Here is a 25,317-nt window from a genome sequence, read left to right on the forward strand (position 1 = left end):
TAAATGTATAGAAAAACATTGTTGACACTAAAAATCTATTGTGATATTATAATTTAATGCATAAAGCTAAAAAGTAAGACAACAATTACAATAATTACTATTTTATGAATTAAATTATTTTTTTTGGTTAAACTAATAAAATGAGCATGTATATCTAGGTTAAATATTAAATATAGATATATTTTTTGTTATTTCTTATGCGAGGGGTGAAATTTTTAATGGTACATCCTATTCAAATTGGTAAAAGAACGAGAATGAGCTTCTCAAAAGTAAATGAAATGTGTCCTATGCCAAATTTAATTGAGGTTCAATTAAATTCTTATGACTGGTTTTGGGAAGAAGGACTAAAAGAGGTATTTGATGACATAAATCCTATACAAGATTATACAGGAAATCTTGTGCTAGAGTTTATTGACTATACGCTAGACAAGGATGCCATCAAATATTGTGTAGAGGAATGTAAAGAAAGAGATGCTACGTATGCTGCTCCATTAAAGGTTAAAGTAAGACTATTTAATAAAGAAACTGGAGAAGTTAAAGAGCAAGAGGTGTTTATGGGGGATTTCCCATTAATGACTCAACAAGGAACATTTTTAATTAATGGTGCGGAAAGGGTAATAGTAAGCCAATTAGTTAGATCACCAGGTGCATACTATGGATATACTGTTGACAAAACAGGTAAGAAATTATTTTCTTCAACAGTAATACCTAATAGAGGTGCGTGGTTAGAGTATGAGACTGACTCTAATGACATTATATACGTAAGAATAGATAAAACTAGAAAACTTCCGATAACTATATTAACAAGAGCTTTAGGGCTTGGAAGTGATATAGAAATTGTAGACTTTTTTGGTGAAGAAGAAAGATTAAAAGCTACTATAGAAAAAGATAATACAAAAACTAGAGAAGAAGCATTACTTGAAATTTATAAGAGATTAAGGCCAGGTGAACCACCAACAGTTGATAGTGCAGTTTCACTTATAAACTCTTTGTTTTTTGATGCAAAAAGATATGATTTATCTAGAGTAGGAAGATATAAGTTTAATAAGAAGCTTGCTATTTCTCTTAGAATAACGAACCAAATTGCAGCTGAAGATGTTGTAAATCCAGCTACAGGAGAGATATTAACTCAAAAAGGTGAAGTTATAGATAGAGAAAAAGCATATGAAATTGAACAATGTGGAGTAAATAGTGTAAGAATTCAAGTAGAAGATAAGATAATTAAAGTTATAGGAAACCATTTTGTTGACATACATAATTTTATAGACTTTGATATATCAGATTTAAGAATAAAGGAAAATGTTCATTATCCAACTTTAAAAAACATATTGGATAATTTTACTAATGAAAATGATATTAAAGAAGAAATAAGGAAAAGAATTCATGAATTGATTCCTAAGCACATAGTTACAGATGACATTAATGCAACTATAAGCTATGAATTAGGATTACCTTATGGAATTGGTAATATTGATGATATAGATCATTTAGGAAATAGACGTTTAAGATCAGTTGGTGAATTGCTACAGAACCAATTCAGAATTGGATTGTCAAGAATGGAAAGAGTAGTCAAAGAAAGAATGACGATTCAAGACCAAGAAGTTATAACACCTCAAGCATTAATAAATATTAGGCCAGTTGCAGCTGCTATTAAAGAATTTTTTGGTAGTTCACAACTTTCACAGTTCATGGATCAGACTAATCCGTTATCAGAGTTAACTCATAAAAGAAGACTATCAGCGTTAGGACCAGGAGGTCTTTCAAGAGAAAGAGCTGGATTTGAGGTTAGAGACGTTCACCACTCTCATTATGGAAGAATGTGTCCTATAGAAACGCCTGAAGGACCTAATATAGGGCTTATAAACTCACTTGCATGTTATGCCAGAGTTAATGAGTATGGCTTTATAGAAACACCTTATAGAGTTGTAGACAAAAAAACATGTAAAGTTACTGATGAAATGAAATATTTGACAGCAGATGAAGAGGATCTTTATTTAATTGCTCAAGTAAAAGAACCATTAGATTCAGAAGGACACTTTGTTGATGATAAGATAACTGTTAGAGATGAAGAAGATGTTATGGTTATTCCAAAAGAGCAAGTAGACTTAATGGATGTTTCTGCTAGACAAATAGTTTCTGTTGCTACGGCAATGATTCCGTTCCTTGAGAATGATGATGCCAGCCGTGCCCTAATGGGATCAAACATGCAACGACAAGCAGTGCCATTAGTGAAGCCAGCTGCGCCCGTAGTAGGTACAGGAATAGAATACAAAGCGGCTGTGGATTCTGGAGTTCTTCCAAAAGCTGAAAATGACGGAACTATAATCTATGTTAGTGCAGATGAAATAAAAATAAAAAGAGATTCTGACGGTGGTATTGATAAACATAGACTCTTAAAATATAAAAGATCAAACCAAGGTACATGTATAAATCAAAGACCTATAGTAGATAAAGGTGACAAGGTAAAACGTGGAGACGTATTAGCAGATGGACCATCTACTGATTTAGGGGAAATTGCCTTAGGTCAAAACATAAGAATTGGATTTATAACTTGGGAAGGTTATAACTACGAAGATGCTATGCTTGTATCAGAACAACTTGTACGTGATGATATATTCACATCTATTCATATAGAAGAATATGAAGCAGAAGCTAGAGATACAAAATTGGGACCTGAAGAAATAACAAGAGATATACCAAATGTAGGTGAAGACGCGCTTAAGAACATAGATGAAAGAGGCATTATTAGAATTGGTGCAGAAGTAAGAGCTGGTGACATATTAGTAGGAAAGGTTACGCCTAAAGGAGAAACTGAGTTAACTGCTGAAGAAAGACTTTTAAGAGCGATTTTCGGAGAAAAGGCAAGAGAAGTTAGAGATACTTCACTTAGAGTTCCACACGGAGAAGCTGGAATAATTGTTGATGTTAAAGTATTTACAAGAGAAAACGGTGATGAACTTCCTCCAGGAGTTAATGAGTTAGTTAGATGTTATATAGCTCAAAAGAGAAAAATATCTGTAGGAGACAAAATGGCTGGAAGACATGGTAATAAGGGTGTTATATCTAGAATATTACCTGAAGAAGATATGCCATTTTTACCAGACGGAAGACCGCTTCAAATATGCTTAAATCCTCTAGGAGTACCTTCTCGTATGAATATAGGTCAGGTACTTGAAGTTCACCTAGGAATGGCCGCAAGTGAAATGGGATGGCATATTGCTACGCCAGTATTTGATGGTGCAGAAGAAGACGAAATAGTTGAATTACTAGAAGAAGCTGGATATTCTGCAGATGGAAAAACTACATTATATGATGGAAGAACAGGAGAACCTTTTGATAATAGAGTTACTGTAGGATACATGTATATATTAAAGCTTCATCACCTTGTTGATGATAAGATTCATGCAAGATCTACAGGACCATATTCACTGGTTACACAGCAACCTCTAGGTGGTAAAGCGCAATTTGGTGGTCAAAGATTTGGAGAAATGGAAGTTTGGGCTCTAGAAGCTTATGGAGCTGCACATACACTTCAAGAAGTTTTGACTGTTAAATCTGATGACGTTGTAGGTAGAGTTAAAACATATGAGGCAATAGTAAAAGGTGAAAATATTCCTGAATCTGGAGTCCCAGAGTCTTTCAAGGTTCTTATCAAAGAATTACAGGCACTATGCTTAAATGTAAAAGTGTTAAGTGATGCTAACGAAGAGATTACAATAAAAGAATCTGTTGATGAGGAAATGGAAGAATTAGGAGTAAATATCGAAGGTAATGAAGAAGGAACTGTAACTTCAACAAACAATGATGTAGAAGCTAAGGACTATGCAGATGAAGAAAGTGATAAAGAGAATGAAGATGAGGATGCTAAATTAGATTATGATGAGCTGCCATCATTAGATGAATTGGGAGATGAATTCGAACTAGAAGATTTTAATGATGAACATTAATGTGGAGGGAGGATTTACCCTTGATAGAGTTAAATAATTTTGAGGCTTTGCAAATAGGGTTAGCTTCACCAGAAAAAATTAGAGAATGGTCAAGAGGAGAAGTTAAAAAGCCAGAAACAATTAACTACAGAACATTAAAACCAGAGAAGGATGGATTATTTTGTGAGAGAATATTTGGACCCATCAAAGACTGGGAATGTCATTGTGGTAAATATAAGAGAGTTAGATATAAAGGAATAGTATGTGATAGGTGTGGAGTTGAAGTAACAAAAGCTAAGGTTAGACGTGAGAGAATGGGACACATTGAATTGGCAGCACCAGTATCACATATATGGTATTTTAAAGGAATACCATCACGTATGGGGCTTATCTTAGATATGTCTCCTAGATCTCTAGAAAAAGTACTATACTTCGCATCATATGTTGTTTTAGATCCTAAAGAAACTCCACTATTAAAGAAACAACTATTAAGTGAAAAAGAGTATAGGGAAAGTGTAGATAAGTACGGAGAAGATAGCTTTGTAGCAGGAATGGGTGCTGAAGTAGTAAAACAATTACTAGAAGAAATAGACCTAGAGAATTTATCAATTGAACTTAAAGAAGGTTTAAAAACTAGCACAGGTCAAAAGAAAGTTAGAACAATAAGAAGACTTGAGGTAGTGGAATCTTTTAGAAAGTCTAAAAACAGACCAGAATGGATGGTTATTGATGTAATTCCAGTAATACCTCCAGATTTAAGACCTATGGTTCAATTAGATGGAGGAAGATTTGCTACATCAGATTTAAACGACTTATATAGAAGAGTTATAAATAGAAACAATAGATTGAAAAAACTTTTAGATTTGGGAGCACCTGATATCATAGTAAGAAATGAAAAAAGAATGCTTCAAGAAGCAGTTGATGCCTTGATTGATAATGGAAGACGTGGAAGACCTGTTACAGGTCCTGGAAACAGACCATTAAAATCATTATCAGATATGCTAAAAGGTAAACAAGGAAGATTTAGACAAAACCTTCTAGGAAAACGTGTTGACTATTCAGGTCGTTCGGTTATAGTTGTAGGTCCAGAACTTAAAATGTATCAATGTGGACTTCCAAAAGAAATGGCTCTTGAATTATTTAAACCATTTGTTATGAAGAAGCTAGTTGAAAGTGGAGCAGCACATAATATTAAAAGTTCTAAAAAGATGGTAGAGAGAGTAATGCCTCAAGTTTGGGATGTACTTGAAGAAGTTATTTCCGAACATCCAGTACTTTTAAACCGTGCCCCTACACTCCATAGACTTGGTATTCAAGCCTTCCAACCAATTCTAGTAGAAGGTAGAGCAATAAAGCTTCATCCGTTGGTATGTACTGCTTATAATGCTGACTTTGATGGAGACCAAATGGCAGTGCATGTACCTCTTTCAGTTGAAGCACAAGCTGAAGCTAGATTTTTAATGCTTGCGGCTAATAATATATTAAAACCTTCAGATGGTAAGCCAGTATGTGTACCTACTCAAGATATGATTTTAGGGTCATATTATTTAACCTTAGATAAGGATGGCGTTAAAGGAGAAGGTAAGGTATTCCATAGTCCAGAAGAGCTTCTAATGGCTTATCAATTAGGTGAAGTAGATATTCATGCTAAGGTAAAAGTTAAAGTATCTAAAGTTAAGGATGGTAAGGTATCTTTTGGTATAATTGATGCTACACCAGGTAAACTTATTTTCAATGAGTCTATACCACAAGAGTTAGGTTTTATTGATAGAAGCAATCCGGAAAATGAATTTAAATTAGAAGTGGATTTCCTAGTTAATAAAAAAAGTTTAGAAAAAATAATTAATAAATGCTACAATAAGTATGGTCCGACTACTACATCTATTATGCTCGATAGAATAAAGGCAAAAGGATATCATTATTCTACTATAGGAGCTATAACTATATCGGTATCTGATATGACAGTTCCACCAAATAAAGGGAAATTACTTTCAGATACTGAAGAAAATATAGAAAAGATAGAAAAGATGTATAGAAGAGGATTCATATCTCAAGAAGAGAGATATGAAAGAGTAATTGAAAAATGGAGTGCAACAACAGAAGATGTAGCCAATGCGTTAATGGATAATCTTGATAAATTTAATCCAATCTTTATGATGGCTGATTCTGGAGCCAGAGGATCAAAAGCTCAGATAAAACAGCTAGCTGGTATGAGAGGACTTATGGCTAACCCATCAGGTAAGATTATAGAGCTTCCTATAAAGGCATCTTTTAGAGAAGGATTAGATGTATTAGAATATTTCTTGTCAACACATGGAGCTAGAAAAGGTAATGCGGATACAGCACTTAAGACAGCAGACTCTGGATATTTAACTAGAAGACTTGTAGATGTAAGCCAAGATGTTATAGTTAGAGAAGAAGACTGTGGAACTTTAGAAGGATTTGAAGTTACTGAAATCAAAGAAGGAAATGAAGTAATTGAAAGTTTAGCTGAAAGACTTACAGGAAGATATGCTGCAGAAGATATAATGAATTCTCAAACAGGAGAAATAGTAGTTCCTAGAGATACTTATATGGATATAGATATGGCAGAAAAGGTAGAAGCACTAGGAATTAAGAAAGTGAAAATAAGATCAGTATTTACATGTAAATCAAAACATGGAGTTTGTGCTAAATGCTATGGAATGAATATGGCTACAGCGAAGAAGATAAATATAGGAGAAGCTGTGGGAATAGTTGCTGCACAATCAATAGGTGAACCAGGAACTCAGCTTACAATGAGAACATTCCATACTGGAGGAGTTGCCGGAGCTGATATTACTCAAGGTCTTCCAAGGGTTGAAGAATTGTTTGAAGCGAGAAAACCAAAAGGTCTTGCAATAATAAGTGAAGTTTCAGGTGTTGTTAGAGTAGAAGAAACTAAGAAAAAGAGAATAATACATGTGACAACTGATTCAGGAGAAGTTAAATCTTATGATATACCATTTGGATCAAGGATAAGGGTTTATAATGGTGATAGGCTTGAAGCTGGTGATGAAATCACAGAAGGTTCTATAAATCCACATGATATTTTGGCTATAAAAGGACCAAAAGAAGTTAAAAACTATCTTTTATCTGAAGTACAAAAAGTATATAGACTACAAGGTGTTGATATTAATGATAAGCACTTGGAAGTAGTAGTAAGACAAATGACTAGAAAAGTTAAAATAAAAGAATCTGGTGATACAGAACTACTACCAGGAACATTAGTTGATATATTTGATTTTGAGGAAATGAACAATGAAGCTATAGAAAGAGGAGGAGAGCCAGCTACAGGTGATATTGCTTTATTAGGAATAACAAAAGCTGCACTTGCTACAGACTCATTCTTATCAGCAGCTTCATTCCAAGAAACTACAAGAGTACTTACAGATGCAGCAATCAAAGGAAAAGTAGATCCTTTGATTGGATTAAAAGAAAATGTATTGATAGGTAAGTTAATTCCTGCTGGAACAGGAATGATGAGATATAGAGCCATAAAATTAAATACAGAACATGCTGATGAAAATTTAATAAATATTAACGAAGCTTAATATTGATTTTATTGACATGGGCAAAGTAAAATGTTAAAATACATTTTGTGTATATATGATGACATCTTAGAGATAAGGATATATCCTTATCTCTAAGATAATGTTGTTAAGGGGGGCTCTAGGTGGTTAATCGAGTTGAAGGCCATATAGTTATTGGTATAAAGCAAACTTTGAAACATCTGAAAAACGGTGAAGGCCAGTTACTTTATGTTGCAAGAGATGCAGATGGTGATTTACTACAGCCGGTGATAAAGTTAGCCAAAGAAAGTTCTCTTGACATTATATATGTAGACAGCATGAAAGAACTGGGAAATCTATGTGGAATAGACGTAGGATCAGCAGTTTCGCTAGTGCTTAAACAATAAATGTTAATAACAAAAATTTATATAGCTTTATTAAATTAAGGAGGTGTAAGGATGCCAACAATTAACCAATTAGTAAGAAAAGGAAGAAAAGCAGTTGAAACTAAGTCAACAGCACCAGCTCTAAAACAATGCCCACAAAAAAGAGGGGTTTGCACAGTTGTAAAAACTACTACTCCTAAAAAGCCTAACTCAGCTTTAAGAAAAGTTGCCAGAGTTAGACTTACAAATGGATTTGAAGTAAGTGCTTATATCCCAGGTATAGGACACAATCTACAAGAACATAGCGTTGTTTTAATAAGAGGTGGAAGAGTTAAGGACCTTCCTGGTGTTAGATATCACATTGTTAGAGGCGCATTAGACGCTGCTGGTGTGGCTAACAGAATGCAGGCAAGATCAAAGTATGGTGCAAAGAGACCAAAACAAAAATAGTTTAAACAAAAAATTTGTTTGAAAAATAGTGCTTAGATTCGGCATTTATATAGATTATATAATATTTTATATTTTGCAGAAGAAGAGCACTTTGCGGTAGTAATACCGAGTACCTATGAATTAAATGCAATTGTTAAGGAGGGAAGAAAAGTGCCAAGAAAAGGACATACACCTAAAAGAGATGTATTACCAGATCCAAAGTTTAATAGTCAAGTTATAGCAAAACTTATCAATAATGTAATGGAAGATGGTAAAAAGGGATTAGCTCAAAGAGTGTGTTATGATGCATTTGATATAATCTCAGAAAAAACAGGAAACGATCCTATAGAAGTTTTTGAATCAGCAATGAACAATATTATGCCATTATTAGAAGTAAAGGCAAGAAGAATAGGTGGAGCTACTTACCAAGTTCCAATAGAAGTTAGAACTGAAAGAAGACAGACTTTAGGATTAAGATGGTTAATCGCAGCTGCTAACAAAAGAGGCGAAAAGTATATGAGAGAAAGATTAGCAGGAGAATTAATGGATGCTGCCAATAATACTGGTGCAGCTGTTAAAAAGAGAGAAGATACTCATAAAATGGCAGAAGCTAACAAAGCGTTTGCTCACTACAGATACTAGTATAATTTTAAATTTAGTGATAAAACTGTTTTGGTATAATCCGAAGCAGTTTTATCCAATTCTAAATTTTAACTTTAGATAAGTATGGTAATTTATTCACTGAGAGGAGGAGAAAGTGTGGCAAGACAATATCCGTTAGACAAATTTCGTAACATCGGAATAATGGCACACATAGATGCTGGTAAAACTACAGCAACAGAGCGTATATTATTCTACACAGGAAGAACTCATAAAATTGGAGAAACTCATGAAGGTGCGGCTACTATGGACTGGATGGTTCAAGAACAAGAGAGAGGTATTACAATTACTTCTGCTGCAACTACTTGTTTTTGGAAAGAACACCAAATAAACATAATAGACACACCAGGACACGTAGATTTCACTGTTGAGGTTGAAAGATCATTAAGAGTACTAGATAGTGCTATAACTATATTAGATGCTAAGGGTGGGGTTGAACCTCAAACTGAAACTGTATGGAGACAGGCAGATAAATATAAAGTTCCAAGAATGATTTTTGTAAATAAGATGGATATATTAGGTGCTGATTTCTTTATGTCAGTAAATTCTGTAAGAGAAAGATTACGTGCTAATGCAGTACCTATACAACTTCCAATAGGAAAAGAAGATAACTACCAAGGACATATAGACCTTGTTAGAAATAAAGCTATAATTTTTGATCATGAGTTAGGAGTAAACTTTGAAGAGGTTGAAATTCCAGCTGAATTAAAAGATCAAGCTGAAGAATACAGATCTTCAATGATGGAAGCTATTGTTGAAACAGATGAAGAATTAATGATGAAATATCTTGAAGGTGAAGAAATAAGTGAAGAAGAAATACATACAGCATTAAGAAAGGCTACTATATCTAATGAAATAGTGCCAGTATTATGCGGTACTGCATATAGAAATAAAGGAGTTCAACATTTATTAGATGCTGTTCTTGCTTATCTTCCATCACCAACAGATATAGAAGCAATTAAAGGTGTTAATGAAGACGGAGAAGAAGTTGACAGAATAGCTTCTGATGATGAACCTCTAGCAGCATTAGCATTTAAGATAGCTACTGACCCATTTGTTGGTAAGTTAGCATTCACAAGAGTTTATTCTGGTATAATGAAGAGTGGAAGTTATGTATTTAACAGTACAAAGGGAAAGAAAGAAAGAATTGGAAGACTTGTTAAAATGCATGCTAACCACAGGGAAGAAGTTGAAGAATTATATGCAGGTGAATTAGGTGCTATAATTGGGTTAAAGAATACAACTACTGGGGATACTTTGTGTGATGAAAACTCACCAGTAATACTTGAAAGTATGGAATTCCCAGAACCCGTTATACATGTAGCTATAGAACCAAAGACTAAAGCAGGTCAAGAAAAAATGGGTATAGCTCTTGCTAAGCTTGCAGAAGAAGATCCAACATTCAAAACTTATACTGATCAGGAAACAGGTCAAGTAATCATAGCTGGTATGGGTGAGCTTCACCTTGAAATAATCGTTGATAGACTTCAAAGAGAATTTAAAGTTGAATGTAACGTTGGTGCTCCTCAAGTTGCTTACAAAGAAACTATCAAGAATGCTGTTAAGGCTGAAGGTAAGTTTGTAAGACAATCTGGTGGTCGTGGACAATACGGACATTGTTGGATTGAATTAATACCGCATGAAGGAGAATATGAATTTGAAAATGCTATCGTTGGAGGAGTTATTCCAAGAGAATACGTTCCAGCTGTAGATCACGGAATTCAAGAAGCTTGCCAAAGTGGTATTTTAGGCGGATATCCAGTTATAAACTTTAAAGTTAAATGTTATGATGGTTCATACCATGATGTTGACTCATCAGAAATGGCATTTAAAGTTGCAGGTTCTATGGCATTTAAAAATGCTATGGCTAAAGCAAGTCCAGTGTTACTTGAGCCTATGATGAGAGTTGAAGTAGTTGTTCCAGAAGAATATATGGGAGATGTAATGGGAGATATCAATTCAAGAAGAGGTAGAATTGAAGGTATGAACCCAAGAGCAGGTGCTCAAGTTATAAATTCATTTGTTCCGCTTTCAGAAATGTTTGGATATGCAACTGTTTTAAGATCAAGAACACAAGGTAGAGGAACATACACAATGGAATTTGATCATTATGAAGAAGTTCCAAAAAGTATAGCTGATAAAATTTTAGGAGATAAATAGTCTCTGTATATTATAAATCATTTAAACAACTAATAAGATTATTGGAGTTTTAACCTGCTATTCTAAAATAAATATTCTAAAAAAATTACAAATAGTAGTTTAAAGTCAATAATATTAAGATATAATTAGATTAATATAAAACTATAAAAAGCTAAAAATATTTAAGCTTAACTTATAAATAATAGGAGGGAATTAAAAATGGCAAGACAAAAGTTTGAAAGAACAAAGCCACATGTAAACATAGGAACAATAGGACACGTAGACCACGGTAAGACAACAACAACAGCAGCAATCACAATGACATTAGCAAAAGCTGGTGGAGCAGAAGTACAAAACTATGAAGATATAGACAAAGCACCAGAAGAAAAAGAAAGAGGAATTACAATCAACACAGCACACGTTGAATATGAAACAGAAAACAGACACTATGCACACGTAGACTGTCCAGGACACGCTGACTATGTAAAGAACATGATTACAGGGGCAGCACAAATGGATGGAGCAATCTTAGTAGTATCAGCAGCAGATGGTCCAATGCCACAAACAAGAGAACATATACTACTAGCATCAAGAGTTGGAGTTAACCACATAGTAGTATTCTTAAACAAATCAGACCAAGTAGACGATCCAGAATTATTAGAATTAGTAGAAATGGAAGTAAGAGAATTATTAAGCGAATATGGATTTGATGGAGATGGATGTCCAGTAGTAACAGGATCAGCGTTAAAAGCAATAGAAGAAGGCGACGATCAATGTATACTAGACTTAATGGCAGCAGTAGATGAATATATACCAACACCAGAAAGAGCTACAGACCAACCATTCTTAATGCCAGTAGAAGATGTATTCACAATTACAGGAAGAGGAACAGTTGCAACAGGAAGAGTTGAAAGAGGAATTCTTCATGTAGGAGATGAAATACAAATCGTAGGAATGAAAGAAGAAATAGGAAAGACAACATGTACAGGAGTAGAAATGTTCAGAAAGATGCTTGACGAAGCAATGGCAGGAGATAACATCGGAGCATTATTAAGAGGTGTTCAAAGAGATGAAATCGAAAGAGGTCAAGTATTAGCAAAACCAGGAACAGTAACTCCACACAAAAAATTTGTAGGTCAAGTTTACGTATTAAAGAAAGAAGAAGGTGGAAGACACACTCCATTCTTTAACGGATACAGACCACAATTCTATTTCAGAACAACAGACGTAACAGGATCAATTGCATTACCAGAAGGAGTAGAAATGGTTATGCCAGGAGATCACATAGATATGAATGTTGAATTAATAACACAAGTAGCAATGGAACCAAACCTAAGATTCGCTATCAGAGAAGGTGGAAGAACAGTAGGTTCAGGAGTTGTTACAACTATAGTAGAATAATTCTATTGATTTAATTATAAATAAAGGCCTTTATGGATAAGAGGAGAAGGGAGAACTTTCTTCTCTTATTTTGAATTTAAAGTGATATATTGTATATAATTTATAAAATATAAATAAATTGATGTAAAAACTAAAAAATACTTGTCAAAATCAAAAAAATATTATACAATATAAGAGTTGTAACACAACAATGGCGATGAAGCAAGAGGTTGCTGGGATTTCCAGGTTATTCTTAGCTGAGCATGTCTCGATCTTGAATCGGACGACGGTGATATGAAATGTGTAGGTGTGATTTTAAATATGCAACACCTGGAGCAGTTTACACTACACCGAAAAGTATTATGAAGTAAAGAGATATGAAAAGGAGGGAAATATAATGGCAAATCAAAAAATAAGAATTAGATTAAAGGCGTTTGATCACAATATTTTAGATCAATCAGCTGAAAAAATTGTTGAAACTGCAAAGAATACAGGAGCTAAAGTGGCTGGTCCAGTACCACTACCAACTGAAAAAGATATAGTTACAATCTTAAGAGCTACTCATAAATACAAAGATTCTAGAGAACAGTTCGAAATAAGAACACATAAAAGACTTATAGATATATTAAGTCCATCACCAAAGACTGTTGATGCTTTAATGAGATTAGATTTACCTGCAGGTGTAGATATTGAAATAAAACTATAATTAATAATCACAAGGTATTATCATGAGATATTATGATTGCTAATTTGTGATCCGCTAATATTTAGGGAGGTGCGATAAATGAAAAAAGCTATAATAGGTAGAAAATTAGGAATGACTCAAATATTTGATGAAAATGGAAAAGTTATTCCAGTTACAGTTGTAGAAGCAGGACCATGTGCAGTTGTTCAAAAGAAAAGTGAAGAAAAAGATGGATACAATGCTATCCAAATCGGATTCGGTGAAATAAGAGAAAAATTAGTTAATAAACCTGTTAAAGGTCATTTTGCAAAAGCAGGTGTAGCTTTAAAGAGAATAGTTAAAGAATTTAGATTAGAAAACATAGATGAATATGAAGTGGGAAATGAAATAAAGGCTGATGTATTTGTAGCTGGAGATAAAGTTGATGTTTCAGGAGTTTCAAAAGGAAAGGGATTCCAAGGAACAATTAAGAGATGGAACATGCACAGAGGACCTATGGCTCACGGTTCTAAATACCATAGAGCAGTTGGTTCAATGGGAGCATCATCATTCCCATCAAGAACATTCAAAAACAAAAAAATGCCAGGACATATGGGTAACAAAAAAACAACTGTTTTAAATCTTCAAGTTGTAAAAGTTATGCCAGAAAAAAATGTTATCTTAATTAAAGGTGGAATACCAGGTCCAAACAAAGGTTATGTTGTAATAAAAGATACAGTGAAAGCTTAATAAAAGTTTTTCAGGAAAGGAGGATATAGGATGCCTACATTAGATTTATTTAATAGAGAAGGACAAAAAGTTGGAGATATCCAATTAGCAGATAACGTATTTGGAGTAGAAGTAAATGAAAGTGCTTTACATCAAGTTGTAGTTGCACAATTAGCAAATAAAAGACAAGGAACTCAATCAACTAAAACTAGAGCAGAAGTTTCGGGTGGAGGAAAGAAACCTTGGAGACAAAAAGGAACAGGTAGAGCAAGACAAGGATCAATAAGAGCTCCTCAATGGATCCATGGTGGAATAGTTTTTGCACCAAAACCAAGAGACTATAGAATGTCTATTCCAAAATCAATGAGAAGAGTTGCTATGAAATCAGCATTAAGTAGCAAAGTTGTTGAACAAGAAATGATAGTTATTGAAAGCTTAGAACTAGAAGCACCAAAAACAAAAGAAATGGTTAAAATGTTAAACGCATTTGAAACTGAAAAAGCTTTAATAATTGTATCAGAATCTAATGAAAATGTTTATAAATCAGCAAGAAATATACAAGGAGTAACTGTGTTACCAGTTAACAACTTAAATGTTTATGATATATTAAAGCATGGAAAGTTTATTGTTACAAAAGAAGCGATTGCTAAAATTGAGGAGGTGTATGCATAATGGCAATGAGCAGTTATGATATTATAAGAAGACCAGTAGTAACTGAAAAAAGCATGGCTGATATGGCTGATAAAAAATACACCTTCGTTGTAGATATTCATGCTAATAAATCTGAAATTAAAAGAGCAGTAGAAGCAATATTCGATGTAAAAGTTGAATCAGTAAATACTGTTAAAGTAAATGGAAAGATTAAAAGAGTTGGAGTTCATATCGGAAAGAGAGCTGACTATAAAAAAGCAATGGTTAAGCTAACTTCAGACAGTAAAACAATAGAATTCTTCGAAGGAATGTAATTCATTAAGCCGTTATTGGCGAAAGGCCAGATAAGCGAAAAAAAGGAGGGAATATAAATGGCAGTTAAGAAGTTTAGACCGACTACACCTTCAAGAAGACATATGACAGTTGCTACTTTTGAAGAAATAACAACAGATAGACCAGAGAGATCACTTCTTGTTTCATTGAGCAAAAAGGCAGGAAGAAATGCTCAAGGTAAGATAACTGTCCGTCATCGTGGTGGTGGAGAAAAAAGACAATATAGAATAATAGATTTTAAGAGAAATAAAGATGGAATACCTGCAAAGGTTGCTACTATAGAGTATGATCCAAATAGAACAGCATACATAGCACTTTTAAATTATGCTGATGGTGAAAAGAGATATATAATTGCACCAGTTGGATTAAAAGTAGGAGATACAGTAATGTCTGGTGCGGAATCTGATATTAAAGTAGGTAATGCACTTGCTCTTAAAAACATACCAGTAGGTACAGTAATTCATAATATCGAATTACAAGCTGGTAAAGGTGGTCAAATGGTTAGATCAGCTGGTTCTTCAGCTCAACTTATGGCTAAAGAAGGAAATTATGCAATCTTAAGACTTCCAAGTGGAGAAATGAGATATGTAAGAATAGAATGTAGAGCTACAATAGGAACAGTTTCAAATCTAACAAATGACATTATTAAAGTAGGTAAAGCAGGAAGAAAGAGACATATGGGATTCAGACCAACTGTAAGAGGATCTGTAATGAACCCTAACGACCATCCACATGGTGGTGGAGAAGGTAGAACACCTATCGGACGTCCAAGTCCAGTTACGCCATGGGGTAAACCTACTATTGGTTATAAGACTAGAAAGAATAAAAAATATTCTGATAGCATGATAGTTAAGAAAAGAGGACAAAAGTAGTAATATAAAAATAAAGGGGAGAATCTCGGTTCTCTTCCTGGACTTTTTAAATTATGCGAAAGGAGGAGTCTAAATGGGAAGATCAGTTAAAAAAGGACCTTATGTTAAGGAATCTTTAATAAACAAAATAGAAGCTATGAATGAACAAGGTGAAAAGAAAGTTGTAAAGACTTGGTCAAGATCATCAACAATATTCCCACAAATGGTAGGTCATACTATAGCAGTTCATGATGGTAGAAAACATGTTCCTGTTTATGTGAGCGAAGATATGGTAGGACACAAATTGGGAGAATTTGTTTTAACTAGAACATTTAAAGGTCACGTAGATAAAAGTGAAAAATCATCACGTGTAAGATAGTCGTAGGAAGGAGGAACTGAGATGGAAGCTAGAGCTATAGCAAAGTATGTTAGAGTATCTACAACAAAGGCTGGAGTTGTCCTTGATTTAGTGAGAGGAAAAAATGTTAACGAAGCTTTCGCTATACTAAATTATACTCCAAGAAAAGCAGCTGAAGAAATTAATAAAGTATTAAAATCAGCTGTAGCAAATGCGGAAAATAATTTTAACTTAGATGTTAATAAGTTATATGTTTCAGAAGCTTATGCTAACCAAGGGCCAACTTTAAAGAGATTTAAACCACGTGCACAAGGTAGAGCATATTCAATAATGAAGAGAACTGCACATATTACACTAGTTGTTAAAGAAAGAGCATAGAAGGAGGGAAATAGAGTGGGACAAAAAGTACATCCACATGGCCTCAGAGTTGGCGTTATAAAAGATTGGGATGCTAAATGGTATGCAGATAGCAAAAAATTTGCAGATAACCTAATCGAAGATGATAAGATAAGAAAGTTTATAAAAGATAAATCTTACTCTGCAGGAATTTCTAAAATAGAAGTTGAAAGAACTCCAAAGAGAGTTAAGGTAAATATATATACTGCTAAACCAGGAATGCTTATAGGAAAAGGCGGAAAAGGAATAGATGCATTAAAAGCAGATTTGCTTAAAGTAACTTCAGAAAAAAATGTTATAATTAACATAGTTGAAGTTAAGAAACCAGAAGGAAATGCTCAATTAATGGCAGAAAACATTGCTCATCAACTTGAAAGAAGAATATCTTTCAGAAGAGCTATGAAGCAAACTATACAAAGAGCTATGAGAAGCGGAGTAAAAGGTGTTAAAACTGCTTGCGCAGGAAGACTTGGTGGAGCTGAAATAGCTAGAACAGAGCAATACCATGAAGGAACAATACCTCTACAAACATTAAGAGCAGATATAGATTATGGATTTGCTGAAGCAGATACAACATATGGAAAAATAGGTGTTAAAGTTTGGGTATATAATGGTGAAATTCTTCCAAAAAGAAAAGTTGAAGCAGAAGAAGTTAACCAATAAAGGAAGGAGGAATAACTTATGTTGATGCCAAAGAAGGTAAAACATCGTAAGCAACAACGTGGCAGAATGAGAGGAAAAGCTACAAGAGGTAATTTTCTTGCATACGGGGATTACGGTATTCAAGCAACTGAATGTTGTTGGATGACAAGTAATCAAATAGAAGCTGCCAGAATTGCAATAAATAGATATATAAAAAGAGGAGGAAAACTTTGGATTAAGGTTTTCCCAGATAAACCAGTAACTGCAACTCCTGCTGAAACTCGTATGGGTAAAGGTAAAGGTGCTGTTGAATATTGGGTAGCTGTAGTTAAACCTGGTAGAGTATTGTTTGAATTATCTGGAGTTCCAGAAAATGTTGCTAGAGAAGCTATGAGACTTGCTTCACATAAGCTTCCAATGAAGACTAAGTTTGTTACAAGAAGAGATTTCGAACAAATGGGTGGTGAAGTAAATGAAGGCTAATGAGTTAAACGAATTAAAGCAAAGTTCTTCTAAGGAACTATCAACAAGATTAAATGACTTGAAATCGGAGTTATTTAACTTAAGATTTCAATTAGCAACTGGCCAACTTGAAAACCCAATAAGAATCAGACAGGTTAAAAAATCAATAGCACAAGTCAAGACAATACTGAGAGAAAAAGAAATACAAGGGCTTAACTAAATAATCAACTGAAAGGAGGATTACCAAGTGGAAAGAGGAAACAGAAAAACTAGAATAGGTAGAGTCGTTTCAGATAAGATGGATAAAACTATTGTAGTTGCAGTTGAAGATAAAGTTCGTCACCCATTATATGGAAAAACAATAAATAAAACAAGAAAATTCAAAGCTCATGATGAAAACAATCAAGCTGGAATAAATGATAGAGTTTTAATAATGGAAACAAGACCATTGTCAAAAGATAAGAGATGGAGATTAGTAGAAATCGTTGAAAAAGCTAAATAATTTAACGGTTGAAAGGAGGAAGTTCACATGATACAACCACAAACTCGATTAAAAGTTGCAGATAATACTGGCGCTAAAGAAATTATGTGTATAAGAGTTTTGGGCGGTTCTAAAAGAAAGTATGGGAACATTGGAGATGTAATAGTTGCTAGCGTTAAAAGTGCAACACCAGGCGGTGTTGTTAAAAAAGGAGACGTTATCAAAGCTGTTATAGTTAGATCCAAAAGAGGCGTAAGAAGAGCTGACGGATCTTACATAAAATTCGATGAGAATGCAGCAGTAATTATAAAAGATGATAAACAACCAAGAGGAACTCGTATTTTCGGAACAATTGCTAGGGAATTGAGAGAAAGAGATAAAGAGTTCAACAAAATATTATCATTAGCACCTGAAGTTCTATAAAAAGGAGGTGGCTGTGATGGCTAAAGTTCATGTAAGAAGAACAGACAAAGTAGTTGTTATTTCAGGTAAAGATAAGGGTAAAACAAGTGAAGTTCTAGCTGTATACCCAAAAAAAGGTAAGGTTTTAATTAAAGATGTAAATATTGTTACTAAACACATGAAACCAAGCAGAGAAAACATGCAAGGTGGAATTGTTAAAAAAGAAGCAGCTATAAATAGCTCAAAAGTTATGTTATACTGCACAAAATGTAATTCTGCTACAAGAGTTAGTAAAAAACTTTTAGAAGACGGAACTAAAGTTAGAGTTTGCAAAAAGTGCGGAGAAATACTATAGGCTTTGAAAGGAGGGTTACCTAATGAATAGACTACAAGAAAAATACGTTAATGAAGTAGTACCTGCATTAATGGAAAAGTTCGGATATAAAAATATAATGCAAGTTCCAAAGTTAGAAAAGATAGTTATTAATATGGGTATAGGTGAAGCTAAAGATAATGCTAAAGTGTTAGAATCAGCTGTTTCTGATTTACAACAACTTACAGGACAAAAACCTATATTAACAAGAGCTAGAAAATCTGTAGCTAACTTTAAAATAAGAGAAAATATGCCGATAGGATGCAAAGTTACATTAAGAAAACAACAAATGCATGAATTTGCTGATAAATTAATGAATGTAGCTCTACCAAGAGTTAGAGACTTTAGAGGAGTTTCTGCTAAATCATTTGATGGTAGAGGAAACTACGCATTAGGATTAAAAGAACAAATCATATTCCCAGAAATAGAATATGACAAAATAGATAAAGTAAGAGGTATGGATATAATATTTGTTACTACTGCCAAGACTGACGAAGAAGCAAGAGAATTGTTAAAATGTCTTGGAATGCCATTTGCTCAATAATAAGGAGGGAAAAACGTGGCACGTAAAGCGATGATTGAAAAATGGAAAAAAGAACCGAAATTTTCAACTAGAGCATATACAAGATGCAGAATATGTGGAAGACCTCATTCTGTACTTAAAAAATATGGAATATGCCGTATTTGTTTTAGAGAATTGGCTTACAAAGGTCAAATTCCAGGATGCAGAAAAGCTAGTTGGTAATATATGATATTTAGAAAGGAGGCATAATAAATGGTTATGACAGACCCTATTGCAGATATGCTAACTCGTATAAGAAATGCAAATATAGTTAGACATGAATATGTAGAAGTTCCATCTTCAAACGTTAAAAAGGCTATAGCAAACATATTGCTTCAAGAAGGATATGTTAAGGATATTGAAGAATATGCAGATGGAGCAGTTCCAATGCTAAAATTAGCTTTAAAATACAATCAAAAAGAAAGAGTTATAACTGGACTTAAGAGAATATCAAAGCCAGGTTTAAGAGTTTATTGTAAAAAAGACAATATTCCTAAAGTATTAAATGGATTAGGAGTTGCTATTATTTCAACTTCTAAAGGAATAGTTTCAGATAGAGATGCAAGAAAATCAGGATTAGGTGGAGAAGTTATTTGTTACATTTGGTAATTTATTGTGAATAGGAGGTGTGGTCATGTCAAGAGTAGGAAGACTTCCAATAGAAATACCTAATGGAGTAAAATTTGATGTAACGCCAGATAACGTTGTTACAGTTAAAGGGCCAAAAGGTGAATTAGTAAAACAAATGCATAAAGATATAAATATGGCAGTAGAAAACAATGCTATAGTTGTTACAAGACCAAGTGATACTGCTCAACATAGAGCTTTACATGGTTTAACAAGAGCATTAGTTAATAACATGGTAGTTGGTGTAACTGAAGGTTACCAAAAAACTCTACAATTAGTTGGTGTAGGTTATAGAGCTCAAAAGAAAGGTGCTGGATTAGTATTAAATCTTGGATATTCTCATCCAGTTGAAATAGATGCTGTTAAAGGTGTTGAATTTGAAGTGCCTGAAGCTACTAAGGTTGTAGTTAAAGGAATCGACAAAGAATTAGTTGGTTCAGTTGCTGCGAACATAAGAGTATGGAGAAAACCTGAACCATATAAAGGAAAAGGTATTAAATACGAAAACGAAGTTATAAGACGTAAAGAAGGAAAATCAGGTAAATAGTAGGAATAATAGCGGAAAGGAGTGAATTAAATGTTCAACAAAGTAGACAGAAAAAAGTCTAGAGAAAAACGTCATCTTAGAGTTCGTAATAAAATTTCTGGAACAGCTGTAAGACCAAGATTAGCAGTATTCAGAAGTGAAAAAAACATATACGCTCAAATTATTGATGATGTAGCTGGAAGAACTTTAGTTTCTGCTTCAAGTTTAGATAAAGATTTTAGTATAAAAATTGGAAGTAATAAAGAAGCAGCAAAAGCTGTTGGAGAACTTGTGGCTAAAAAAGCTTTAGAAAAAGGAATAGAAGAAGTTGTTTTTGATAGAGGCGGATACGTATATCACGGAAGAGTAAAAGAGCTTGCAGAAGGTGCAAGAGAAGTTGGCTTGAAATTCTAGAAAAGGAGGGAAAGGTATGAAAATAGATCCTAATACACTAGAGCTAAAGGAAAAGGTTGTATTCATTAACAGAGTTGCAAAAGTTGTTAAGGGTGGAAGAAACTTTAGATTTAGTGCACTTGTTGTAGTTGGAGACGAAAACGGACACGTTGGAGTTGGAATGGGTAAAGCTGTTGAAATCCCAGAAGCTATAAGAAAAGGTATCGAAGATGCTAAGAAGCATTTAGTAGATGTAGCTATAGTTGGAACAACTGTTCCACATAGAATAGAAGGTAAGTTTGGAAACGGAGATGTTTTAATAATGCCTGCTGCTGAAGGTACAGGAGTTATCGCTGGTGGTCCTGTTAGAGCAGTCCTTGAATTAGCAGGATTAAAGGATGTTAGAGCAAAATCTTTAGGTTCTAACAATCCTAAGAATATGGTCGGTGCAACAATAGATGGATTATCAAAACTAAGAACTGCAGAACAAATTGCTAAATTAAGAGGCAAAACTGTAGAAGAGATATTAGGTTAGGAGGGGTCTGCCTTGGCTAAGCTTAAGGTTACGTTATCTAAGAGTTTAATTGGTAGAAAGAAAGACCATATTGCTACTGTAAATGCTCTTGGAATAAAGAAAATTGGTAAAAGTGCTACTCACGAAGATACTCCTCAAATAAGAGGTATGATACAAAAAGTAAGTTACTTATTAAAAGTAGAAGAAATATAAACAAGAGGAGGTGTAAAGCATGAAACTTCATGAATTAAAACCTGCTGCAGGATCAAGAAAAGCTTCAAAGAGAGTTGGTAGAGGAAGCGGTTCTGGATTAGGTAAAACTGCTGGAAAAGGACAAAAAGGACAAAAGTCTAGATCAGGTGGAGGCGTAAGACCAGGATTTGAAGGAGGTCAAATGCCTTTATATAGAAGATTACCAAAGAGAGGCTTTACAAACATCTTTGCTAAAGAATATGTTGAAGTTAATGTAAATAGATTAAACATTTTTGAAGATGGAACAGAAATTACACCAGAATTATTAAAAGAAAATGGTGTAATTAGTAAAGTTAAAGATGGAGTAAAAATAATGGGACATGGTGAACTAGAAAAGAAGCTTACTGTTAAAGCTACTAAGTTCACAAAAGGTGCAGTTGATAAGATAGAATCCATGGGAGGAAAAGTAGAGGTGATATAAAATGGTATCAACCTTACGAAATGCTTGGAAAGTTCCCAACTTAAGAAAAAGAATTATATTTACAATTTTGATGGTAGCAATTATCAGGATGGGAAATCATATTCCTGTTCCTGGAATTGATGCCGGTGCATTATCTAACTTAACTAAAGCAGGAACGTTATTTAGTTTCTATGATTTAATGTCAGGTGGAGCTCTAAGCAGTTTTAGTATATTTGCTATGGGAGTTGTACCATATATTAATTCATCAATCATATTTCAATTGTTGACAATTGCAATTCCTTCATTAGAACAGCTTTCTAAAGAAGGAGAAGAAGGTAGAAAGAAAATACAAAAATATACTAGATATGGAGCAGTTATTTTAGCTGCACTTCAATCTTTTGGAACATATGCATTAATCAGAAATGCAGGAGCTATATCTAATATAAAAAAAATAGATGTACTTTTGATTATACTTACTTTAACTACTGCATCTACATTTTTAATGTGGCTAGGAGATCAAATAACAGTTAAGGGTATTGGTAATGGAGTATCGTTGATAATATTTGTAAATATAATTTCAAGATTACCACAAAAAATAATGCAAATTGCTAGTTTGCAAACAAGTGAAGAAGTTAATTTTATAGAAGTTATATTATTGTTGGCATTTTCTATAGTATTATTTGCTGCAGTAGTTATAGCTACATTAGCAGAAAGAAGAATTCCAATACAGTATGCAGCTAAAGCTTCTGGTGGAAGAATGGCTAAAGGTCAATCAACACATATTCCTATAAATATGAATTCATCAGGAATTATAGCTATAATTTTTGCAATGTCTGTAATGCAATTTCCTGCGACAATAGGAGGTTTTTGGCAAAATTCTGCTTTTTATAAGTTTATAACCGGTAGCAAATATAGTATATTTAGATATAACTCATGGCCATATGCCTTAGCGACAATTGTTTTAGTTATTTTCTTCACATGGTTTTATACAGAAGTTACTTTCAAACCAGATGAGATGGCTGAAAACATACATAAGTCTGCGGGCTTTGTACCTGGTATAAGACCTGGGGAACCTACTGCAAGATTTATTGAAAGAGTACTATTGAGAGTTTCAATACTTGGAGGATTATTTGCTTCTGTAATAGCGATAATTCCTATGGTAGTTGAAACATATAGTAAATTTAAGGGACTATCTTTTGGTGGTACTGCGTTATTAATTGAAGTTGGAGTTGCTCTTGATTTTATGAGGCAATTAGAATCACAATTAGTGATGAGACACTATAAAGGATTCCTTAAGTAAGATAATTCAAAGAATTTGGAGATGATAATTATGAAAATAATATTATTAGGGCCTCCTGGAGCAGGTAAGGGTACACAGGCAAAATTAATAAGTGAAAAATATACTATTCCACATATCTCTACTGGAGATATATTTAGAAAAAATATATCAGAGAAAACAACATTAGGCGTAAAAGCTAAAGAATATATGGATAAGGGACTGCTAGTTCCAGATGAATTGACAATTGATTTAGTTAAAGACAGATTATCTGAATCAGATTGTAAAAATGGATTTTTATTAGATGGATTTCCTAGAACAGTAAAGCAAGCAGAAGCCTTAGAAGATTTTCTAAGAATAAACAATCAAAAAATTGACACTGCATTGCTTATAGATGTGCCTGGAAAATTGATTTTCGAAAGAATGACAGGAAGAAGAGTTTGTCCAGCATGTGGTGCAAGTTATCATGTGAAATTCAACCCTCCTAAGATTGAAGGAAAATGTGATGCTTGCGGCAGTGATATAGTACAAAGAAAAGATGATGCAGAAGAAACAGTTAGAGATAGAATAACTGTTTACGAAAAACAAACTCAGCCTTTAGTAGAATACTATAATTCTAAAGATCAGTTGTTTGTGGTTGATGGTACACAATCAATCGAAGAAGTATTCAATACTATTTCTAATTACATGGGAAGCAAAAAGTAATGATAATAATCAAAAATGATAAAGAAATAGAATATATGAGACAGGCTGGAAAAGTAGTTGCTGAAACTCTTTTGAAGATTGAAAAAATTGTAAAACCAGGAATATCTACTGGTGAATTGGATAGAATAGCAGAAGAATATATTAAAAGTCAGAATGCTGTTCCTTCATTTAAAGGATATTATGGTTTCCCTGCGTCAATTTGTGCTTCTGTAAATAATGAAGTTGTTCACGGAATACCAGGTAAAAGAGTGTTGCAGGAAGGCGATATAGTAAGTATAGACTGTGGCGCTATTTTAAATGGATATCACGGAGATGCTGCTAGAACTTTTGCTGTAGGTGAAATCTCTAAAGAAGCTAAGATGTTAATCGAAGTTACAAAAAAAAGTTTTTTTCAGGGTATAGAAAAAGCTATTTTAGGTAATAGATTGACAGATATATCTTCAGCTGTTCAAGAATATGCAGAAGGACAAGGATATTCTGTAGTAAGAGATTACGTAGGCCATGGAATAGGAAGAGATATGCATGAAGATCCTGAAATACCTAATTTCGGAAAACCAGGCAGAGGACCTAAGTTAACCGAAGGCATGGTTTTAGCAATTGAACCTATGATTAATATAGGTCAATATAATGTTAGAGTTGAACCAAATGGTTGGACTGTAGTTACTAATGATGGAACATTATCAGCTCATTATGAAAATACTGTTGCGATCATGAAAAATGGCCCTGAAATTTTAACTTTAAGTTAGTCGAGGTGACCATGTTGGATTATGATAATCTTGTAGGTAGAGTTGTATACTCTCAAGCTGGAAGAGATTCGGAAAAGTTCTTTATTATTATAGATGTAATTAGTAAAGAGTATGTTTACATTGTAGACGGTGATCTAAGAAAGCTTGATAGACCAAAGAAGAAAAAGTTAAAACATTTAAGTTTAACTAATGAAGTAGCAGAAAATATAAAACAGTTGATAATATCTAATAATATTAGTAATACAAAAATTAGAAAGTATTTAGAAAATAGGGAAGCTAATAAGGAGGGTTAAGTGCCTTATGTCAAAAGATGATGTAATTGAAATGCAGGGTACAGTTTTAGAAGCGTTACCTAATGCTATGTTTCAAGTTCAGTTAGAGAGTGGTCAAAAAATATTAGCGCATGTATCTGGAAAATTAAGAATGAATTTTATAAGAATTTTACCAGGTGATAAAGTTACAGTTGAGCTTTCTCCATACGATTTAACAAGAGGTAGAATAACTTGGAGAGCTAAATAAGGAGG

33 protein-coding genes are annotated in these 25,317 nt (G+C 33.7%); all 33 read left to right on the plus strand.

Annotation, left to right across the window (positions count from 1 at the left end; translation table 11 throughout):
- The first annotated feature begins 218 nt into the window (after positions 1-218).
- The 33 genes from rpoB (at position 219) to infA (ending at position 25,312) form a co-directional block, all read left to right on the plus strand.
- Complete coding sequence (gene rpoB / locus OW729_RS01895) at positions 219-3,947, plus strand: DNA-directed RNA polymerase subunit beta (RefSeq protein ID WP_268059717.1); 3,729 nt, start codon at positions 219-221, stop codon at positions 3,945-3,947.
- Between the two features lie 20 nt (positions 3,948-3,967).
- Positions 3,968-7,498 (plus strand): DNA-directed RNA polymerase subunit beta', encoded by a 3,531-nt coding sequence (rpoC, locus tag OW729_RS01900; protein ID WP_268059718.1) that lies wholly within the window; start codon positions 3,968-3,970, stop codon positions 7,496-7,498.
- 122 nt (positions 7,499-7,620) lie between these two features.
- Positions 7,621-7,863: a ribosomal L7Ae/L30e/S12e/Gadd45 family protein gene (locus OW729_RS01905; RefSeq protein WP_268059720.1), complete on the plus strand. Its 243-nt coding sequence runs from the start codon at positions 7,621-7,623 to the stop codon at positions 7,861-7,863.
- 51 nt (positions 7,864-7,914) lie between these two features.
- Positions 7,915-8,292, plus strand: a complete 378-nt coding sequence (gene rpsL / locus OW729_RS01910) for a 30S ribosomal protein S12 (protein WP_268059721.1) — start codon at positions 7,915-7,917, stop codon at positions 8,290-8,292.
- 150 nt (positions 8,293-8,442) lie between these two features.
- Positions 8,443-8,913, plus strand: coding sequence for a 30S ribosomal protein S7 (rpsG, locus tag OW729_RS01915; RefSeq protein ID WP_268059722.1), 471 nt, complete (start codon positions 8,443-8,445; stop codon positions 8,911-8,913).
- Between the two features lie 117 nt (positions 8,914-9,030).
- Positions 9,031-11,091, plus strand: coding sequence for an elongation factor G (gene fusA / locus OW729_RS01920; RefSeq protein WP_268059723.1), 2,061 nt, complete (start codon positions 9,031-9,033; stop codon positions 11,089-11,091).
- A gap of 198 nt (positions 11,092-11,289) precedes the next feature.
- Positions 11,290-12,471: an elongation factor Tu gene (gene tuf / locus OW729_RS01925; RefSeq protein WP_268059706.1), complete on the plus strand. Its 1,182-nt coding sequence runs from the start codon at positions 11,290-11,292 to the stop codon at positions 12,469-12,471.
- A gap of 376 nt (positions 12,472-12,847) precedes the next feature.
- Entirely contained in the window at positions 12,848-13,156 is a 309-nt protein-coding gene (gene rpsJ, locus OW729_RS01930) for a 30S ribosomal protein S10 (protein ID WP_268059724.1), read from the plus strand.
- Between the two features lie 78 nt (positions 13,157-13,234).
- Positions 13,235-13,864 carry a 50S ribosomal protein L3 gene (gene rplC, locus OW729_RS01935; RefSeq protein ID WP_268059725.1) on the plus strand — a complete coding sequence of 210 codons (630 nt, stop codon included), beginning with the start codon at positions 13,235-13,237 and terminating at the stop codon, positions 13,862-13,864.
- A 30-nt stretch (positions 13,865-13,894) separates the two neighbouring features.
- Complete coding sequence (gene rplD, locus OW729_RS01940) at positions 13,895-14,515, plus strand: 50S ribosomal protein L4 (RefSeq protein WP_268059726.1); 621 nt, start codon at positions 13,895-13,897, stop codon at positions 14,513-14,515.
- Positions 14,515-14,808: a 50S ribosomal protein L23 gene (rplW, locus tag OW729_RS01945; protein WP_268059727.1), complete on the plus strand. Its 294-nt coding sequence runs from the start codon at positions 14,515-14,517 to the stop codon at positions 14,806-14,808. The genes rplD and rplW overlap by 1 nt, the downstream gene beginning before the upstream one ends.
- 57 nt (positions 14,809-14,865) lie before the next feature.
- Entirely contained in the window at positions 14,866-15,699 is an 834-nt protein-coding gene (gene rplB / locus OW729_RS01950; protein ID WP_268059728.1) for a 50S ribosomal protein L2, read from the plus strand.
- 73 nt (positions 15,700-15,772) lie between these two features.
- Complete coding sequence (rpsS, locus tag OW729_RS01955) at positions 15,773-16,057, plus strand: 30S ribosomal protein S19 (RefSeq protein WP_268059729.1); 285 nt, start codon at positions 15,773-15,775, stop codon at positions 16,055-16,057.
- 21 nt (positions 16,058-16,078) lie between these two features.
- A complete protein-coding gene (gene rplV / locus OW729_RS01960; protein WP_268059730.1) occupies positions 16,079-16,414 on the plus strand; it encodes a 50S ribosomal protein L22 in 336 nt (111 codons plus the stop codon).
- Between the two features lie 15 nt (positions 16,415-16,429).
- Complete coding sequence (gene rpsC / locus OW729_RS01965) at positions 16,430-17,095, plus strand: 30S ribosomal protein S3 (protein ID WP_268059732.1); 666 nt, start codon at positions 16,430-16,432, stop codon at positions 17,093-17,095.
- 18 nt (positions 17,096-17,113) lie between these two features.
- Positions 17,114-17,557 carry a 50S ribosomal protein L16 gene (rplP, locus tag OW729_RS01970; protein ID WP_268059733.1) on the plus strand — a complete coding sequence of 148 codons (444 nt, stop codon included), beginning with the start codon at positions 17,114-17,116 and terminating at the stop codon, positions 17,555-17,557.
- Positions 17,547-17,756, plus strand: coding sequence for a 50S ribosomal protein L29 (rpmC, locus tag OW729_RS01975; protein ID WP_268059735.1), 210 nt, complete (start codon positions 17,547-17,549; stop codon positions 17,754-17,756). The genes rplP and rpmC overlap by 11 nt, the downstream gene beginning before the upstream one ends.
- A gap of 27 nt (positions 17,757-17,783) precedes the next feature.
- Complete coding sequence (rpsQ, locus tag OW729_RS01980) at positions 17,784-18,038, plus strand: 30S ribosomal protein S17 (RefSeq protein WP_268059736.1); 255 nt, start codon at positions 17,784-17,786, stop codon at positions 18,036-18,038.
- A gap of 27 nt (positions 18,039-18,065) precedes the next feature.
- The gene (gene rplN / locus OW729_RS01985) at positions 18,066-18,440 is read left to right on the plus strand and encodes a 50S ribosomal protein L14 (RefSeq protein WP_268059737.1); all 375 of its coding nucleotides are present in this window, start codon (positions 18,066-18,068) and stop codon (positions 18,438-18,440) included.
- A 16-nt stretch (positions 18,441-18,456) separates the two neighbouring features.
- Positions 18,457-18,774 carry a 50S ribosomal protein L24 gene (rplX, locus tag OW729_RS01990; protein ID WP_268059738.1) on the plus strand — a complete coding sequence of 106 codons (318 nt, stop codon included), beginning with the start codon at positions 18,457-18,459 and terminating at the stop codon, positions 18,772-18,774.
- 22 nt (positions 18,775-18,796) lie between these two features.
- Positions 18,797-19,336: a 50S ribosomal protein L5 gene (rplE, locus tag OW729_RS01995; RefSeq protein WP_268059740.1), complete on the plus strand. Its 540-nt coding sequence runs from the start codon at positions 18,797-18,799 to the stop codon at positions 19,334-19,336.
- Positions 19,337-19,351: 15 nt separating this feature from the next.
- The gene (locus OW729_RS02000; RefSeq protein ID WP_268059742.1) at positions 19,352-19,537 is read left to right on the plus strand and encodes a type Z 30S ribosomal protein S14; all 186 of its coding nucleotides are present in this window, start codon (positions 19,352-19,354) and stop codon (positions 19,535-19,537) included.
- Positions 19,538-19,567: 30 nt separating this feature from the next.
- Positions 19,568-19,963, plus strand: a complete 396-nt coding sequence (gene rpsH / locus OW729_RS02005) for a 30S ribosomal protein S8 (RefSeq protein WP_268059743.1) — start codon at positions 19,568-19,570, stop codon at positions 19,961-19,963.
- Between the two features lie 25 nt (positions 19,964-19,988).
- Positions 19,989-20,528: a 50S ribosomal protein L6 gene (gene rplF, locus OW729_RS02010; protein ID WP_268059744.1), complete on the plus strand. Its 540-nt coding sequence runs from the start codon at positions 19,989-19,991 to the stop codon at positions 20,526-20,528.
- A 30-nt stretch (positions 20,529-20,558) separates the two neighbouring features.
- A complete protein-coding gene (gene rplR / locus OW729_RS02015; protein ID WP_268059745.1) occupies positions 20,559-20,921 on the plus strand; it encodes a 50S ribosomal protein L18 in 363 nt (120 codons plus the stop codon).
- Between the two features lie 16 nt (positions 20,922-20,937).
- Positions 20,938-21,435, plus strand: coding sequence for a 30S ribosomal protein S5 (gene rpsE / locus OW729_RS02020; protein ID WP_268059746.1), 498 nt, complete (start codon positions 20,938-20,940; stop codon positions 21,433-21,435).
- A gap of 12 nt (positions 21,436-21,447) precedes the next feature.
- Positions 21,448-21,627: a 50S ribosomal protein L30 gene (gene rpmD, locus OW729_RS02025; protein WP_268059747.1), complete on the plus strand. Its 180-nt coding sequence runs from the start codon at positions 21,448-21,450 to the stop codon at positions 21,625-21,627.
- Between the two features lie 19 nt (positions 21,628-21,646).
- On the plus strand, positions 21,647-22,087 hold the full coding sequence (gene rplO / locus OW729_RS02030; RefSeq protein ID WP_268059748.1) for a 50S ribosomal protein L15: 441 nt from the start codon (positions 21,647-21,649) through the stop codon (positions 22,085-22,087).
- Position 22,088: 1 nt separating this feature from the next.
- A complete protein-coding gene (gene secY / locus OW729_RS02035; protein WP_268059749.1) occupies positions 22,089-23,366 on the plus strand; it encodes a preprotein translocase subunit SecY in 1,278 nt (425 codons plus the stop codon).
- A gap of 30 nt (positions 23,367-23,396) precedes the next feature.
- Positions 23,397-24,047: an adenylate kinase gene (locus OW729_RS02040; protein ID WP_268059750.1), complete on the plus strand. Its 651-nt coding sequence runs from the start codon at positions 23,397-23,399 to the stop codon at positions 24,045-24,047.
- Complete coding sequence (map, locus tag OW729_RS02045; RefSeq protein WP_268059751.1) at positions 24,047-24,793, plus strand: type I methionyl aminopeptidase; 747 nt, start codon at positions 24,047-24,049, stop codon at positions 24,791-24,793. Before OW729_RS02040 ends, map begins: the two co-directional genes overlap by 1 nt.
- Before the next feature lie 11 nt (positions 24,794-24,804).
- Positions 24,805-25,086: an RNA-binding protein gene (locus OW729_RS02050; protein WP_407647614.1), complete on the plus strand. Its 282-nt coding sequence runs from the start codon at positions 24,805-24,807 to the stop codon at positions 25,084-25,086.
- 7 nt (positions 25,087-25,093) lie between these two features.
- On the plus strand, positions 25,094-25,312 hold the full coding sequence (gene infA, locus OW729_RS02055; RefSeq protein ID WP_268059752.1) for a translation initiation factor IF-1: 219 nt from the start codon (positions 25,094-25,096) through the stop codon (positions 25,310-25,312).
- The last annotated feature ends 5 nt before the right edge of the window (positions 25,313-25,317 follow it).

It is taken from the genome of Clostridium brassicae (assembly GCF_026738875.1).
Lineage (GTDB): Bacteria > Bacillota > Clostridia > Clostridiales > Clostridiaceae > Clostridium_H > Clostridium_H brassicae.